Genomic DNA, 15,613 nt, shown 5'->3' with positions numbered 1-15,613 from the left:
ACGGTTCCAGCGTGCCTCGCTCCCGCAGGGCACGCTGAACGGGTCGACGTCGGCTATTGCTTCGGTTGCCCGAAATCGAGCGGTGGCAGCTCGATCTGCGGCACCTCGATCTTGACCTTGTTGAGATCGACGTCGAGCGGCTTGTCGAGCAGTCCGGTGACGACGACGGGGAATGCGATCACCAGCGCCACCATGATCGCCTGCAGCCCGATCCAGGGCATGGCGCCCCAGTAGATGTCGGAGCTCTTCACTTCCTTCGGCGCCACGCCGCGCAGATAGAACAGCGCGAAGCCGAACGGTGGATGCAGGAACGAGGTCTGCATGTTGACGCAGAGCATCACGCCGAACCAGATCAGCGCAGCGTCGGGACCGACAACCGGCGCCAGCACCTTCTGCGCGATCGGCGCGATCATCGGCAGGATGATGAAGGCGATCTCGAAGAAGTCGAGGAAGAACGCCAGGAAGAAGATGAAGAGGTTGATGAAGATCAGGAAGCCCCAGACGCCGCCCGGCAGCGAGGTCAGGAGGTGCTCGAGCCAGACGCCGCCGGACACGCCGAGGAACACCACCGAGAAGCAGGTCGAGCCGATCAGGATGAAGGTGACCATGCAGGTGATGCGCATGGTGGTCTCGTAGCCCTGCTTGATAAGGTCGCGCAGGTCGGGGATCTTGACGGCCTCGAGGCAGATCCAGACCACCGCGAGATAGGTGACCGCGAACGCGAGCCTGAAAATCAGGTTCTCACTGTAGAGCATCGCGATGATGGTGCCGATGCCGCCGGCGATCACGCCGATGATCAGCACCTTGCGCCCGGTCGCGCTGAAGTCCTTGTGGTGGATGGCGGCGAGCACGATGGCGCCGACCGCACCCATGGCGCCGGCTTCGGTCGGGGTCGCAAGGCCCATCATCATGGTGCCGAGCACGACGAAGATCAGCACCGCGGACGGGATGATGCCGAGCAGGCACTTCTTCCACAGCGCCCAGCCGGTCAGCGTGCGCGCCTCGATCGGCACCGCGGGCACGTGGCTCGGCTTGAAGATGCCGAGCAGGAAGGTGTAGCCGGCGAACAGCAGGATCTGGAACACCGACGGGCCCCAGGCGCCGAGATACATGTCGCCGACCGACTTGCCGAGCTGGTCGGCGAGCACGATCAGGACGAGAGAGGGCGGGACGAGTTGCGTGATGGTGCCGGAGGCGGCGAGCACGCCGGTGATGTAGCGGATGTTGTAGCCGTAGCGGATCATCACCGGCATCGAGATCAGCGCCATCGCGATCACCTGCGCCGCCACCGTGCCGGTGATGGCGCCGAGGATGAAGCCGACGATGATCACGGAATAGCCGAGGCCGCCGCGGATCGGGCCGAACAGCTGGCCCATCGAATCCAGCATGTCCTCGGCGAGCCCGCATCGCTCCAATATCGCGCCCATGAAGGTGAAGAACGGGATCGCGAGCAGCAGCTCGTTGGACAGCACGCTGCCGAAGATGCGGCCCGGGATCGCCTGCAGGAAGTTGAGGTCGAAGAAGCCGAGCCAGATCGAGAGGAACCCGAACGACAGGCCGACCGCGGCGAGCGTGAACGCCACCGGATAGCCGATCAGCATCGCTATGATCAGGCCGCCGAACATCAGAGGCGGCATCATCTCCAGCGTGATCATTGCGTCGGCCTCTCATACTTCGCGTCGATGGTCACATAGCCCTGCAGCGCGGCGATCCGCTTGATCACCTCTGAGACGCCTTGCAACGCAAGCATCACGAAGCCGGACGGGATGACGAACTTGATCGGCCAGCGCAGCAAGCCGCCGGCATTGCCGCTCATCTCGCCGACCGCATAGGCCTGGTAGAAGAACGGCCAGGACAGGTAAGCGAGCAGCAGGCAGGAGGGGATCAGAAAGCATAGCGTGCCGATCAGGTCGAGCCAGAGCTGGCCGCGTTCCGACAGCATCAGATAGAGGATCTCGACGCGGACGTGCTCGTTGCGCTTGAAGGTGTAGGAGGCGCCGAACATCACGAGGATTGCGAACATGTACCACTGCGCCTCGAGCCAGCCGTTCGAGGAGTAGCTGAAGGCGTAGCGGATCATGGCGTTGCCGGCGCTGACCAGACAGGAGATCAGCACCAGCAGGTTGCAGACGTAGCCGATCTTCTCGTTCAGTCGGTCGATGGCCTGACTGAGTGCCAACAATGGGCGCATCAAGATCTCCGTGGCCGCGCCATCGGCGCGCCGAAAATTTCAAGCATCATCTGGCCGCCGCGCGCAGACGCACGGAGCCACGGCTCACTTTCAGGAGCAGTTGCAAACGTTCATCCTCCCCCGAAATCCGCTTCCGCCGTTCTTGGCTGCCGGATCGTCGGTGGGCGCCGACGGCAGGGCAACGGCCTATCCGGCCACACTAGCGTGAAAGCTGAGGCACCAAATCAGCGCCGGGTAGCGCCGTCAATCGGAAAATGGGCAAATTGACGGCGCGGCAAACCGTTGTCCCGCCTTGGTAAAACGGGAGCGGCCAAGGCATCCGGGAAGCTACGGAGGCTAGCCGCCGGTGACGCTCATGTGGCGGCTGACGCTCGGGCGGTTATGGCGGCGGTCGATGATGAAATCGTGCCCCTTCGGCTTCAGCCCGATGGCGCGGTCGATCGCCGCCGCGAGCAGGTCGTTGTCGTCGGAGGCGCGCAGCGGCCGGCGCAGGTCGGAGGCGTCCTCATGGCCGAGGCAGGTGTGCAGCGTGCCGGTGCAGGTGATCCGCACCCGGTTGCAGGATTCGCAGAAATTGTGGGTCATCGGCGTGATGAAGCCGAGCTTGCCGCCGGTCTCGGCGACGGCGACATAGCGGGCAGGGCCGCCGGTGTCGTCGGCGAGGTCGGTCAGCGTGTAGTGCTTCTCGAGCCGCGCGCGCAGCAGCGACAGCGGCACGTACTGATCGATCCGGCCTTCGCCGATGTCGCCCATCGGCATCACCTCGATCAGGGTCAGGCCCATGCCCTTGCCATGCGCCCACTCCATTAGCGCCGGGATCTCGTCCTCGTTGATGTTCTTCAGCGCGACCGCGTTGATCTTGACCGCGAGCCCGGCTGAGCGCGCCGCCTCGATGCCGGACAGCACCTTGTCGATGTCGCCCCAGCGGGTGATGGCGCGGAATTTGGCGGGGTCCAGCGTGTCGAGCGAGACGTTGACGCGGCGCACGCCGCAATCGGCCAGCTCCTGGGCGAAGCGGGCGAGCTGCGAGCCGTTGGTGGTCAGCGTCAGTTCGTCGAGCGCGCCGGTGGTCAGATGCCGCGACAGCGAGCGCACCAGGCCCATCACGTTGCGGCGGACCAGCGGCTCGCCGCCGGTGAGGCGGATCTTGCGCACGCCCTTGGCGACGAAGGCCGAGCAGAGCCGGTCGAGCTCTTCCAAGGTCAGCAGGTCGGCCTTGGGCAGGAAGGTCATGTCCTCGGACATGCAGTAGAAGCAGCGCAGGTCGCAGCGGTCGGTGACGGAGACGCGCAGGTAACGGATGGTCCGGCCGAACGGGTCGGTCATCGGACGAAACAGCGTGTCGGACTGCGCTTGCGTTGAGACGTTCATTCAACCCGGGCCTTGCAATCGGTTGCTTGCGTGCCGCGCCGTGATCGGCGCCGCGCACCCGCAATCTATGCATGTTGGCACGTTGTCACAATGCGTTCCAAGGGAGGATACGCAACATGCAATCCCAATCGCAAAGCGATAGGTGAGCCATATCGCGTGATGCATGATCGCAATCGCCGATGTGCCTCCACGCAATGCAAAAAGCCCGGCTTGCGGCCGGGCTTTTGTGCAGTGCAAATCTCGCGCAGTGCTAGCGCGTCGATGCTGGCGCGGCGGCTGGCGGCGCCGCAGCCGGGGCGGGGAACGCGGAATCCGGAGCGGCGGCAGGAGCCGCGGCGGCGGCAGCCGGCTTCGGCTTCTTTTTCGGCCGCATCGCCTTGTGCGCGCGCGGCGGCGGGCCGGCGGGTTGCAGCTCGGCGAACACCGGGCTCGGATCGAGCGTGGTGGTGGCCGGGCTGGTGAAGTCGCCCGGCGTGCGGGTCACGGTCACCGGCACCGTCGCCGGCTGGAACTTGGGCATGTTGAAGGTGACGGTGAAGTTGGCCTCCGGCGTCGGGACCGAGACGCTGCAGGGCGTCTTGCAGCCCGGTCCGAGCGAGGTCACGGCATCGGCACCCTGCGGCGCCGAGTCCAGTTGCACCTGCATCGGCGGCGGCGCCGACTTGAACGAATCCCATGAGAAGGAGGAGCAGCCGGCCAGGCTCAGCCCGGCGGCCGCGAACACGATGATACGACGCATGATCCACACTCTACTGCGGCAATCAGCCACAATCCCCGGGCGGACCATAGGGGCGTCGGAACAGAGGCGCAACCAGGGGAGGCCTGCTCGTTAAAGGATGGTTAATGCAAAATCGCATGGCAAATTATTGCCAAGCGATATCAGCATATTGCGGAAAATTATGCGGCGATCAGGGCGGCCACGGCAGCCGGCAGATCGCGCATATGGCTGATCAGCCGGTCCGGCTTCAGCTCGGCCATCGGGACGTCGGTATAGCCGAAATCGACGCCGATCACCGGGACGCTGGCACGCCGGGCGACCCCGACATCCGGGCCGGCATCGCCGACCATGATGGCGCCGGGCAGCCTTCCGCCGGCGCGGGCGACCGTCTCGCGCAGGAACGCCGGGTCGGGCTTGGCGACGCCGAATGTGTCCTGGCCGCAGATCGCGGCAAAGCGCGGCGTCAGGCCGAGCCGGTCGAGCAAAAGCTTCGACAGCCATTCCAGCTTGTTGGTGCACACCGCGAAGCGATGGCCCCTGGCGGCGAGCTGGTCGAGCGCGGCTTCGAGCCCGTCGAACGGGCGCGAGCCGTCGGCGATGTGCTCGGCGTAGAAGTCGACGAAATCCCTGGTCAGGCGGTCGAGATCGCCGATGCTGACCGTGCGCCCGTCCACCTCGAGCCCGCGCTCCAGCAGCTTGCGCGCGCCGGCGCCGATCATGTTGCGCGCCGCCGCCAGCGGCACCGGCGCCAGGCCCTCGCGGTCGAGCACGAAATTGAGCGCGCCGATCAGATCGGGCGCGGTGTCGACCAGCGTGCCGTCGAGATCGAAGACGATGATGGGGGGAGAGGAGGCGGGCATGATGGTTTTGGCTATCGGGCCGTGCGCTGCGATGCAAGAGCAGATGTACGCGTGTCGGGAAATTGCGGGGACGCCATGCCTCGTTCCGCGCCTTCGGCGATGCGGGCCGAGGTCAAGGAGCGCTTTTCGGCGATTTTGGCCGCGATCGATGCCGTTTCGGCCTGAAGACCGGTCCGGATGGCGCTGTTCCTGCCCGTGAATCGAGGCTAGATATGCGCCCGCCGGGCCGCCCGATGGCGCGCCCGGAACGGACAACCGAGGGGCTAACGGCACGTGGACATGGACGCACTGAAACGCCAGGCGGCGGCGCGCGCGCTCGAAGAGGTGCGCGACGGCATGAAGCTCGGCCTCGGCACCGGCTCGACCGCCAAGCACTTCGTCGAGCTGCTCGGCGACAAGGTCCGATCCGGCATGAAGGTGATCGGCGTGCCGACCTCGGAGGCGACCCGGGCGGATGCGATCCGCTGCGGCGTGCCGCTGACCACGCTGGACGAGATCGACCATCTCGACCTTACCATCGACGGCGCCGACGAGATCGACCCGGCGCTCAATTTGATCAAGGGCGGCGGCGGCGCGCTGCTGCGCGAGAAGATCGTGGCGGCCGCCAGCGATCGCATGATCGTGATCGCCGACGACAGCAAATGGGTCGACGTGCTCGGCCGCTTTCCGCTGCCGGTCGAGGTGATCCCGTTCGGGCTGGCCGCGACCCAGGCCGCGATGGCGCGGGCGTTCGCGCAGGCCGGCGTGTCCGGCCAGATGATCGTCCGCAAGGGCAAGGACGGTCACGCTTTTGTCACCGATGGCGGCCACTGGATCGTCGATGCCCATCTCGGCCGGATCGCCGACCCGCCGCGTCTGGCCGGTCTGCTCAGCGTGATCCCGGGCGTGGTCGAACACGGCCTGTTCATCGGGCTTGGCAGCGTCGCCGTTCTGGCCGGCGCACAGGGAATTCGGGTTGTTGAACGGCCATGAGGCCGCAAGCAAGGAGACTTGGAATGAAGCGTTTTTCGGGACTTTTGTCGGCGGCGGTCCTGGCGGCTGGCCTCGCGCTCGCGGCCGCCCCGGCGATGGCGCAGCAGCCGCAGCTGCCGCCCATGCCCAAGGTCAAGCAGTCGACCCCGGCGGCGATCGGCTACGCCAAGGAAATCCTGGCGATGAAGAACGTCGCGGTGATGTACAACGGCGCCGTTCCCGGCATCATCGAGAAGACCAAGACCGGTCTCTTGCAGCAGTACCTGAACTACCAGAAGGACCTCGACGAGACGGCGCTGGTCGTCGCCAAGCAGTTCGCGGGCAGCGAGAAGGAGATCGGCGAGGGCATGGCCCAGATCTACGCCGCCGAGTTCAGCGAGCAGGAGCTGAAGGATCTCGTGACGTTCTACAAGACCCCGCTCGGTCAGAAGCTTTTGACCGCGGAGCCCACGGCGATCAACGGTTCGCTGCAATATATGCAGCAATGGGCGCAGCAGTTCGGCGTAATCGTCAACGGCCAGTTCAAGGCCGAGATGAAGAAGCGCGGCAAGGATATCTGAAGGATATCTGAAAACGATACCTATATGCTTGTGACCTCGCCCCCCTTGCGGGGAGAGGTCGGCACGTAGTGCCGGGTGAGGGGGACTCTCCACTAGCCTGGCTCGTGGAGGCGGCCCCTCACCCCGACCCTCTCCCCGCATCCGCCTTCGCCCGAAGGCGGGCTTCGGCGGACAAGAGAGCGGGGCGAGGGAGCAGCAAGAGAGGTTGGTTGCCATGGCCGAGTTCGACGTCGACCTGTTTGTCATCGGTGGCGGTTCGGGTGGCGTGCGCGCCGCGCGCATTGCCGCGAACTACGGCGCGAAGGTCATGGTCGCCGAAGAGTACCGGATGGGCGGCACCTGCGTGATCCGCGGCTGCGTGCCGAAGAAGCTGTTCGTGATCGGCAGCCACGTCCACCAGGAGATCGAGGACGCCGCCGGCTTCGGCTGGAGCATCGGCCAGGTCTCGCTCGACTGGGCCACCCTGGTCGCCAACAAGGACAAGGAGATCGCCCGGCTCGAGCGCGCCTACACCACGAATGTCGAGAAGTCGGGCGCCGTGATCGTCAAGACCCGCGCGGTGCTGGAGGATGCCCACACGCTCCGCCTCGCCACCGGCGAGAAGGTCACCGCGAAATACATCCTGATCGCGACCGGCGGCGCGCCCAACCATGGGCCGGCCATCCCCGGCATCGAGCATGTGATCTCCTCCAACGAGGCGTTTCACCTCAAGGAGCTGCCGAAGCGGATCGTGATCCAGGGCGGCGGCTACATCGCGCTGGAATTCGCCGGCATCTTCGCCGGCTACGGCTCCGACGTGACGGTGGTCTATCGCGGCGACAACATCCTGCGCGGCTTCGACGAGGACGTGCGCAAGCATGTCCGCGCCGAGATGGAGAAGCGCGGCATCACCATCATCACCGGCTGCACGGTAGCCAAGGTCGACAAGCACGGCCGTGATTACACCACGCACCTGTCGAGCGGCTCCAGCATCGCTTCCGACCAGGTGATGTTCGCGATCGGCCGGCATCCCAATCTCGCCAATCTCGGGCTGGAGACGGCCGGCGTCGCCATCAATCCCGCCAACGGCGGCATCCAGGTCGACGGCTGGTCGAAGACCTCGGTCGACAACATCTATGCGGTCGGCGACGTCACCCACCGCACCAACCTGACCCCGGTCGCGATCCGCGAGGGGCATGCCTTCGCCGACACCGTGTTCGGCAAGCGGCCGGTGCAGGTCGACCACGCCACGATCCCGACCGCGGTGTTCTCGCAGCCCGAGGTCGGCACGGTCGGCCTGACGGAGGAAGAGGCACGGGCGCAGTTTTCCCACGTCGACATCTACAAGTCCGATTTCCGCCCGATCAAGGCGACGATGTCCGGCCGCGACACCCGCGTGCTGATGAAGCTCGTAGTCGACGGAGCGAGCGACCGCGTGGTCGGCTGCCACATCGTCGGCGACAGCGCCGCCGAGATCACGCAAGTCGTCGCGATCGCCGTGAAGATGAAGGCGACCAAGGCCGATTTCGACGCCACCATCGCGCTGCATCCGACCGCATCGGAAGAGCTGGTGACGATGCGCACGCCCACCGCGCGCCACGTCCGCCAGGCGGCGGAGTAGGGACGCTCACCCGAGGCCTTATCCCGATGCGGTTTCTGGCGCTGTGGTTGATCCTTCTCACGGCGCCGGGGGGCGCACGCGCCGACGACGCAATATTCAAGGTCGGCGTCACCACGCGCGATTTCATCCCGGCCGAACCTTACGACTGGCGTGGCGCGAGGACGCATGCGCTCCGCGCCATGATCTGGTACCCGGCCGCGGCCGATGCGCACGAAATGCCGCAATGGATCGGGCCGCCGATCATTCCATTCGTCAGCACCGGACGCGCCGCGCCTGATGCAGCGCCGGCGGCGGGGCCGCCGCGTCCAATGATTCTGCTGTCCCATGGCTTCGGCGGCATCGCGGCTGATCTGGCCTGGCTCGGCGCCGGACTTGCGGCGCATGGATTCATTGCCGTTGCGGTCAACCATCCCGGCAACAATCGATCCGAGGACAGGACGGTCGACGGCTATGCGCTGAAATGGCTTCGCGCCGTCGATCTCAGCCGGGTCATCGACGCCATGCGCGCCGACCAGACTTTCGGTGACCGGATCGATTTGGGCCGGATCGGCGCCGCCGGCCATTCCTACGGCGGCTACACCGTCATCGCCATCGCCGGCGGTATCACCGATCCGGCGCGGACAGAGGCGTTCTGCCAGTCGCCCGCCGCCGATGCGTTGTGCACGTCGCAGTCTGACGCGACAGAGCTGCGCCGGAAGAGCGACATGCGGTTGACCACCGATCTCGATTTCCGTCAGCGCTACGGCCTTGCCGGCCAATCCTATCGCGATGAGCGGGTTCGTGCCGTGCTCGCGATGGCGCCGGGGCCGGTGCCGGCCTTCACGCCGGAGAGCCTTGGCGCCATATCGATCCCCGTCGCGATCGTCGCGGGAAGCGCCGATGAGATCGCGCCGCCAGCCTCGGGGGCCGAGGCGCTCGGCAAGCTGATTCCCCGTGCGACGCTCAAGCTGTTTCCGCATGCGGGCCACTTCGTCTTCTTCGATACCTGTACCACGGTAGGGCGCCTGGCCGTCCGGACCCCATGCCGCGACCTTGAAGGCGCCGACCGCGACGCGGTCCATGCCGAGACCATGAGGCTTGCGCTCGATTTCTTCACCGCGAATCTGCGGTGAACGACCTCGACCGCGCAGGACGGCGGCTGCGTCATGCCCGGCCTCGCCGGGCGTCCACGTCCTCGTTTCCGCGAGAGCAAGGCGCGGGGACAAATTTTACCGTTGTGCGGCGCCAATACAGCATTGCTTTGGCGGCCAAATCCCGCAGAATTGGCGGGCCGGGAAGGGGGTACAGCCGCTTGGAACCTTGTGCCGAACCAGAAGTTCGTTTTTCCAGCCAATGAATTCAACGAATTGAGGGAGCCGCTCATGACAGGCCCAACCGAGCAAGAGATTCGGACCCGCGCCTACGAATTATGGAAGGACGCCGGCGAGCCGCCGGGCCGGATGGACCAGCTCTGGTACCAGGCCGAACGCGAATTGCTGGCGCGCAAGGCGGCCAATGGCGAGTCGCATTGCGACATCAACGGCCACCACAAGGCGACCACGTTCCAGTAAGCGCCGATCGAGCTTGATGCAGTCAACGGCATGCGATCGCCGCGTCCCGAGGGCGCGGCGATCGCGTCTGTGTTGCGACCCCTGCTTCGAGATCGCGCGCAGCCAGCCGCGCTTCGGAACATCTCACTCCCGCGGACATTGACCCCCGTGTCCCGAACGACGGAGGAGAAAGAAAATGATCCGACCGATTGCTGTTGCCCTTTCAGTTCTCATCGCCTCGACGTCCCTCGCTCTGGCTCAGGCCAGCTCGAGCTCCAGCGGCAGTGCAAGCTCCAGCGGCAGTGCGAGCTCAAGCAAGAGTTCGAGCGCTTCCGGCAGCGCTCAGGGTTCGGCCGCCACGACGGGACAGGGGCAGGGCGAGAAGCCGCCGAGCACGACGGACAAATGATATCGGCAAATGATCAAGGAGGCCGCCCGCGCAGCGGCCTCTTTCATTTGTGGTGGCTGCCATCTATCGATGCCAGGCTCGCAGGCCCGGAGGCATCCATGAACGACGCGATCGATCTTGCACAGAAGCTGTCGACATTCAGCGACCACTGGTCGCCGCGCACGGTGGCGCAATTCAACGCCTGCGACGTCATGGTGGTGAAGGTCGAGGGCGAGTTCGTCTGGCACAAGCACGACGACACCGACGACTTCTTCCTGGTGCTGAAAGGCGTCCTCGACATCGAGCTGCGCGACCGCACCGTCACGCTGAAGCCGGGCCAGATGTACATCGTGCCGAAAGGCGTCGAGCACCGCCCCGTCGCACGGGAAGAGGTGCATCTGCTGCTGATCGAGCCGACGGGGACGCCGAACACGGGGGACAAGGCGACGGCGGCGGTGAGGAAGGTGGTGTGAGGCGCGCAGTGGATTGCGCCAAAATGTAAAATATTCCAGCTGTATCAATATGATGATGGCTGTCCAGTCCTTGCTAAGAAAATATTCCGCTTGGCGTTTGACCCAACTCAGATGTTCAATATGCCCGTCTCACCCGATCGAGGGGCGCTGCGCATCGTCAGGAGTGTTGCGGTGAGATGCGGTGGACGCTGCTTGCGCACTGACGACGTGCGCGATGTAGCGGACGGCGAAGTCGTGCAGACCTGACGCCCTAGCGGCAGGTGTCTCCTAGCGGAACGCGCAAGCGTTCTCGCGAAGGACGGTGACAAACAAGCCCAGTCTCACCGGGGCGAGCACGTATAAGCCGTAAAACCATCGCGCAGGGAAAGCCGGGATGTTCCCGGTTACACCTGTGGTCCGACCTCCGGTGCTTTTTTATTGCACCGGACCCATGGGTGCGATCGGCACCCGGCTTTCCCTGCGCCCTCTGATTGAAGAGCGGCGAAACGAACAGCAAAGCTCGGGCAATCATGTCGCGAGAATGCGAAGCTATGTCCTCACCCACAACTGTCATCGCCCGCGAAGGCGGGCGATCCAGTATTCCAGAGACAGCCGTTGTTGAATCGATGAGCCGCGGCGTACTGGATCGCCCGGTCAAGCCGGGCGATGACACCGAAATGAGGCGCGCAAGCGCGGTGCATCGTATTGCGCGAGAAGCATCCGCATCGTCGTCCCGGCGAAGGCCGGGACCCATAACCACAAACGCTGCTTGTTGTGCGATGCTGGAACGACCAGTCCTATTCACTACCGCTGCTGCGGCGTATGGGTCCCGCCTTCGCCGGGACGACAGTTGAGGGCGTCAATTCGCCAGGACGACGGCGGAGAGAGCGCGCCGCTACCCCTCCGCCTCGAGCCATTCCGCGGCGCCGCGCCACAGCGTGTCGCGGTGGTCGCTACGGAAGAAGCCGAAATGGCCGATCTTGCTGACGCCGGCATCCGCGGGGCGGATCGAGATGATCTCCGGGCTCGTCGCGGTGAAGGCGGAGCAAAACAGTTCGACCGCGGGCCGCGTCGCCCAGGTGTCGTCGGTGATGCTGAAGGCGCGGAGCTTGCCCTTGAACTTCGTAAAATTCTCGCGCCCGGCGAGCGCGGGATCGTCGAGCAGATAGCGCTCGCGCATCACCCAGCTCCGCCATTGCTCGAACACGCCCTTCGGCAGGTCCATGCCGAGGCCGGCCCAGGCCGGCACATAGCCGAGCGTGCGCGCCAGCGGCAGGCCGATGCCGTTCATGAAGGCAACGACCCGGTAGCGCTCGGGCGAGGCCATCAGCTTCCAATAGGCGGCCTGCGCGGCGATCAGCAGCGCGCGCCGGATCTCGGTGTTGTTGGCCAGCAGGCCGAGCGCCTGGCCGCCGAAGGAGTGGCCGACATAGCCGAGCGGGAGGTCGCCATAGCGGTCGCGCATCCAGCTCACCGCGGCGGTGGTGTCGAGCGCGGCCCAGTCCGCCATCGTGGCCTGGAAGCCGGAAAGCGACTTCGGCTTGTTCAAGCCGGTCGCGGCAAGCGGTCTCGAGTCGCCGGTGCCGCGGTAGTCATAGGTCAGGACGGCGGCGCCGCGGCGGGCGAGGTATCCGGCAAAGCCGCGATAGAAATTGCGTGGCACGGCGGTCGCCGAATTGATCAGCACGGCGCGGCGCTTCTTGCCGCGCGGCAGGAACAGCGTCGCGGCGAGCGGATAGCCGTCCGCCGCCGGCACGACGATGTCGTCGCTAAAAACGTCGTCCGGCGTGGTCTCCGCCACGGCAATTTGGCTGGCATTCATGGTATGGTCCAGCAAAGGCGAATTCGGATTTTCTTGCAAGGGCTTGACGGAATTGCCGGAATCCTTCTAGCGGGGGAGCGGGCGGCTGTGTATAAGCCCTGCTTTCCCGTCGATTAAGTCGCGGTTTTTGCTCAGGAGTTGACCTCATGTCCGAGCGGTGGACACCCGATAGCTGGCGCACCAAGAAGGTGCTGCAGGTGCCCGATTATCCCGATGCCAAGGCATTGGCCGATGTCGAGGCCCAGCTCGCGAGCTTTCCGCCGCTGGTGTTCGCGGGCGAGGCGCGCAACCTGAAGAAGGCGCTGGGGCGGGTCGCCGACGGGGAGGCGTTCCTGCTGCAGGGCGGCGACTGCGCCGAGAGCTTTGCCGAGCACGGCGCCAACAACATCCGCGACTTCTTCCGCGTGCTGCTGCAGATGGCCGTGGTCATGACCTACGCCGGCGCGCTGCCGGTGGTGAAGGTCGGCCGCATCGCCGGGCAGTTTGCAAAACCGCGCTCGTCGCCGACCGAGAAGCAGGGCGATGTCGAGCTGCCGAGCTATCGCGGCGACATCGTCAACGACATCGCCTTCACGCCGGAAGCGCGCATTCCCGATCCGCAGCGCCAGCTGATGGCCTATCGGCAATCGGCGGCGACGCTGAACCTGCTGCGCGCCTTCGCCACCGGCGGCTTCGCCAATCTCGGCAGCGTGCATCAATGGATGCTCGGCTTCCTGAAGGATTCGCCGCAGTCCCGCCGCTACAAGGAACTCGCCGACCGCATCTCGGATGCGCTGAACTTCATGCGCGCCTGCGGCCTCGACCTCGAGAGCCATCCGGAGCTGCGCGCCACCGATTTCTACACCAGCCACGAGGCGCTGCTGCTCGGCTACGAGCAGGCGATGACGCGGGTCGATTCCACCACCGGCGACTGGTATGCGACCTCCGGTCACATGATCTGGATCGGCGATCGCACCCGTCAGCTCGATCACGGTCATGTCGAATATTTCCGCGGCATCAAGAACCCGATCGGCCTGAAATGCGGCCCGTCGCTGAAGCCCGACGAGCTGTTGAAGCTGATCGACGTGCTCAGCCCCGACAATGAGCCGGGACGCCTGACCCTGATCGGCCGGTTCGGCGCCGACAAGGTCGGCGACCATCTGCCGGGCATGATCCGCGCGGTGCAGCGCGAAGGGCGCAAGGTGGTGTGGTCGTGCGATCCGATGCACGGCAACACCATCACCTCGACCTCGGGCTACAAGACGCGGCCGTTCGACCGCGTGCTGGCGGAAGTGAGGTCGTTCTTCCAAATCCATGCCGCCGAGGGTACCCATGCCGGCGGTGTGCATCTGGAGATGACCGGGCAGGACGTCACCGAATGCATCGGCGGCGCGCGCGCCATCACCGACGAGGATCTCAACGACCGCTACCACACGGTCTGCGATCCCCGTCTCAATGCCGAGCAGTCGATCGACATGGCGTTCCTGATCGCAGAGCTCTTGAAGCAGGAGCGCGCCGGCAAGGCCAAGCCGATGCCGGCCGCTGCGGGCATGTGATTGGGCCGTGATTCGGGACTTGTGGGGGCAGTGACTTGCTGAGGTTCTGGCGAGCCACCATCAACTCGCGCAACGGGCTGGCCTTCGCCATTCGCTCGGAGCAGGCGATCCGCGAGGAGGTGGTGGCGCTCGCGCTGTCGCTGCCGCTGGCCTGGCTGGTCGGCGCCACCATGATGCGCCGGGTCGAGCTGGTCGCGACCGTGGTGCTGGTGCTGGTGATCGAGCTGCTCAACACCGCGATCGAGAAGCTCGCCGACCGCCTGACCCTGGATCACGATCCGCAGATCGGGCGGGTCAAGGACATGGGCTCGGCTGCCGTCGGCGTCGCGCTCGTGATGGCCGGGCTGTTCTGGTTGTTCGCGCTTGCCGAACGCTTGGGCGCGTTCTGATCAGGAGCCTGTGGTGAGCGCCAATCAGCCGATCAAGCTTGCGGTGATCGGACGTGGTCTGATCGGTTCTGCCGCCGCGCGGCATCTCAGCAAGATGGGCCACGACGTCGCGCTGATCGGGCCCGACGAGCCGGCGGACTTTGCGCGCCACGACGGCGTGTTCGGCAGTCACTATGACGAAGGCCGCATCACGCGCGTTTACGATCCGCAAGCGTTCTGGCGGCAGATGAACCGCGCCGCGATTGCGCGCTACGGCGAGATTGCTGCGGAAAGCGGTGTGGACTTCTACTGCGAAGTCGGTGCGCTGCACGTTGGTGACAGCGAGACCACCGACGTCACTTCGGTCGGCGAGGTCTGCGCCGACGAGGAGATCTCGTGCGAGGCCTATCAGGACGCCGAGCTCGCCGAGCGATTTCCGTTCCTGACATCGACCGCAGGCATGCTGGGCTATTTCGAGCCGCGCAACGCCGGCTACATCTCGCCGCGTCGCCTGGTCCGCGCGCAGACCATCGCGGCGGAGCGCGCCGGCGCGCGGATCATCAACGAACCCGCGCTGGGGATCTCCGAAAGCGGCTCCGGTGTGACGATCCGGACCCGATCGGGCGGCGTCGAGGCCGAGCGGGTTCTGGTCGCGGCCGGCGGGCATACCCAATCGCTGCTCGGCCGATCCATGGGCTTCACGGTCTATGGGCGAACCGTGGCGCTGTTCCGGCTCGGCACGGCGGAGGTGCAACGCCTCGCCGGCATGCCGTCGATGCGCTGCCTCGGGCCCAAGGGCGACAATCCCTATATCCTGCCGCCGATCCGCTATCCGGATGGCCAGGCCTGGCTGAAGCTCGGCGGCGATCCGGTCGATATCAGGCTCGAGGGCGAGGCCGACATCAAGGACTGGTTCCGCTCGGGCGGATCGGTCCCGGTCGCCGACCGGCTGCAGGCCCAGATCCTCGACCGCATTCGCGACCTCAGATTCGAGGAACGCCGCGTCGTACCCTGCATGACCACCTTCGGCGACACCGGCTTGCCCAGCATCGGACCGCTGTCCGAACGGGTCACAGTTGCATTCGGCTGCTATGGCAAGAGCGCTAAATGCTCGGATGAATTGGGCCGGTTGGGCGGCATGGCGCTGCTCGGCGAGGTGAGGGCGGAGCTTGCCCCCGGTGCGATTTCTGCAAGCGCACCATGAGCGGACGACCATTGAAGTTTGCCCTTGCGCGGGACAACATAAA

15 protein-coding genes are annotated in these 15,613 nt (G+C 65.6%); 9 read left to right on the top strand and 6 right to left on the bottom strand.

The genetic code is table 11. The annotated features are described in order from the left end of the window. Nucleotides 1–53: 53 nt before the first annotated feature. From ACVIW0_RS22670 to ACVIW0_RS22650, 5 genes are all read right to left on the bottom strand, one after another. Complete coding sequence (locus tag ACVIW0_RS22670) at nt 54–1,655, bottom strand: TRAP transporter large permease (protein WP_461354350.1); 1,602 nt, start codon at nt 1,653–1,655, stop codon at nt 54–56. Then, the gene (locus ACVIW0_RS22665; RefSeq protein ID WP_461354349.1) at nt 1,652–2,191 is read right to left on the bottom strand and encodes a TRAP transporter small permease subunit; all 540 of its coding nucleotides are present in this window, start codon (nt 2,189–2,191) and stop codon (nt 1,652–1,654) included. The genes ACVIW0_RS22670 and ACVIW0_RS22665 overlap by 4 nt, the downstream gene beginning before the upstream one ends. Nucleotides 2,192–2,527: 336 nt before the next feature. Beyond that, nucleotides 2,528–3,562 carry a GTP 3',8-cyclase MoaA gene (gene moaA, locus ACVIW0_RS22660; RefSeq protein WP_461354348.1) on the bottom strand — a complete coding sequence of 345 codons (1,035 nt, stop codon included), beginning with the start codon at nt 3,560–3,562 and terminating at the stop codon, nt 2,528–2,530. A 250-nt stretch (nt 3,563–3,812) separates the two neighbouring features. Further along, nucleotides 3,813–4,301 (bottom strand): hypothetical protein, encoded by a 489-nt coding sequence (locus ACVIW0_RS22655; protein ID WP_461354347.1) that lies wholly within the window; start codon nt 4,299–4,301, stop codon nt 3,813–3,815. A gap of 158 nt (nt 4,302–4,459) precedes the next feature. Further along, on the bottom strand, nt 4,460–5,140 hold the full coding sequence (locus ACVIW0_RS22650) for an HAD hydrolase-like protein (RefSeq protein ID WP_461354346.1): 681 nt from the start codon (nt 5,138–5,140) through the stop codon (nt 4,460–4,462). Between the two features lie 273 nt (nt 5,141–5,413). On the opposite strand from ACVIW0_RS22650, the gene rpiA reads away from it, so the two are divergent. The 6 genes from rpiA to ACVIW0_RS22620 all read left to right on the top strand — a co-directional run bounded on the left by rpiA (nt 5,414) and on the right by ACVIW0_RS22620 (nt 10,662). Beyond that, a complete protein-coding gene (gene rpiA / locus ACVIW0_RS22645) occupies nt 5,414–6,112 on the top strand; it encodes a ribose-5-phosphate isomerase RpiA (protein ID WP_461354345.1) in 699 nt (232 codons plus the stop codon). Between the two features lie 23 nt (nt 6,113–6,135). Further along, the gene (locus ACVIW0_RS22640; RefSeq protein ID WP_461354344.1) at nt 6,136–6,672 is read left to right on the top strand and encodes a DUF2059 domain-containing protein; all 537 of its coding nucleotides are present in this window, start codon (nt 6,136–6,138) and stop codon (nt 6,670–6,672) included. 214 nt (nt 6,673–6,886) lie between these two features. Then, a complete protein-coding gene (gene gor / locus ACVIW0_RS22635) occupies nt 6,887–8,272 on the top strand; it encodes a glutathione-disulfide reductase (protein WP_461354343.1) in 1,386 nt (461 codons plus the stop codon). Nucleotides 8,273–8,319: 47 nt separating this feature from the next. Then, entirely contained in the window at nt 8,320–9,384 is a 1,065-nt protein-coding gene (locus tag ACVIW0_RS22630) for an alpha/beta hydrolase family protein (protein ID WP_461354342.1), read from the top strand. A gap of 249 nt (nt 9,385–9,633) precedes the next feature. Continuing rightward, nucleotides 9,634–9,822 (top strand): DUF2934 domain-containing protein, encoded by a 189-nt coding sequence (locus tag ACVIW0_RS22625; protein WP_461354341.1) that lies wholly within the window; start codon nt 9,634–9,636, stop codon nt 9,820–9,822. Nucleotides 9,823–10,308: 486 nt separating this feature from the next. Further along, nucleotides 10,309–10,662: a cupin domain-containing protein gene (locus ACVIW0_RS22620; RefSeq protein WP_461354340.1), complete on the top strand. Its 354-nt coding sequence runs from the start codon at nt 10,309–10,311 to the stop codon at nt 10,660–10,662. 874 nt (nt 10,663–11,536) lie between these two features. Here the strand turns inward: ACVIW0_RS22620 and ACVIW0_RS22615 are convergent. Beyond that, a complete protein-coding gene (locus ACVIW0_RS22615; protein ID WP_461354339.1) occupies nt 11,537–12,463 on the bottom strand; it encodes an alpha/beta hydrolase family protein in 927 nt (308 codons plus the stop codon). Between the two features lie 146 nt (nt 12,464–12,609). On the opposite strand from ACVIW0_RS22615, the gene ACVIW0_RS22610 reads away from it, so the two are divergent. Genes ACVIW0_RS22610 through ACVIW0_RS22600 form a run of 3 tightly spaced genes read left to right on the top strand, consistent with a single transcriptional unit; the run spans nt 12,610 to nt 15,570 of the window. Further along, nucleotides 12,610–13,998 (top strand): class II 3-deoxy-7-phosphoheptulonate synthase, encoded by a 1,389-nt coding sequence (locus ACVIW0_RS22610; RefSeq protein WP_461354338.1) that lies wholly within the window; start codon nt 12,610–12,612, stop codon nt 13,996–13,998. Nucleotides 13,999–14,033: 35 nt separating this feature from the next. Then, the gene (locus ACVIW0_RS22605; protein ID WP_461354337.1) at nt 14,034–14,387 is read left to right on the top strand and encodes a diacylglycerol kinase; all 354 of its coding nucleotides are present in this window, start codon (nt 14,034–14,036) and stop codon (nt 14,385–14,387) included. Nucleotides 14,388–14,400: 13 nt separating this feature from the next. Further along, entirely contained in the window at nt 14,401–15,570 is a 1,170-nt protein-coding gene (locus ACVIW0_RS22600) for an NAD(P)/FAD-dependent oxidoreductase (RefSeq protein ID WP_461354336.1), read from the top strand. Nucleotides 15,571–15,613 lie beyond the last annotated feature (43 nt).

Source organism: Bradyrhizobium sp. USDA 4454 (assembly GCF_054822705.1).
Note: the sequence above shows the minus strand (reverse complement) of the source record. Positions and strands in the feature narration are given on the sequence as shown.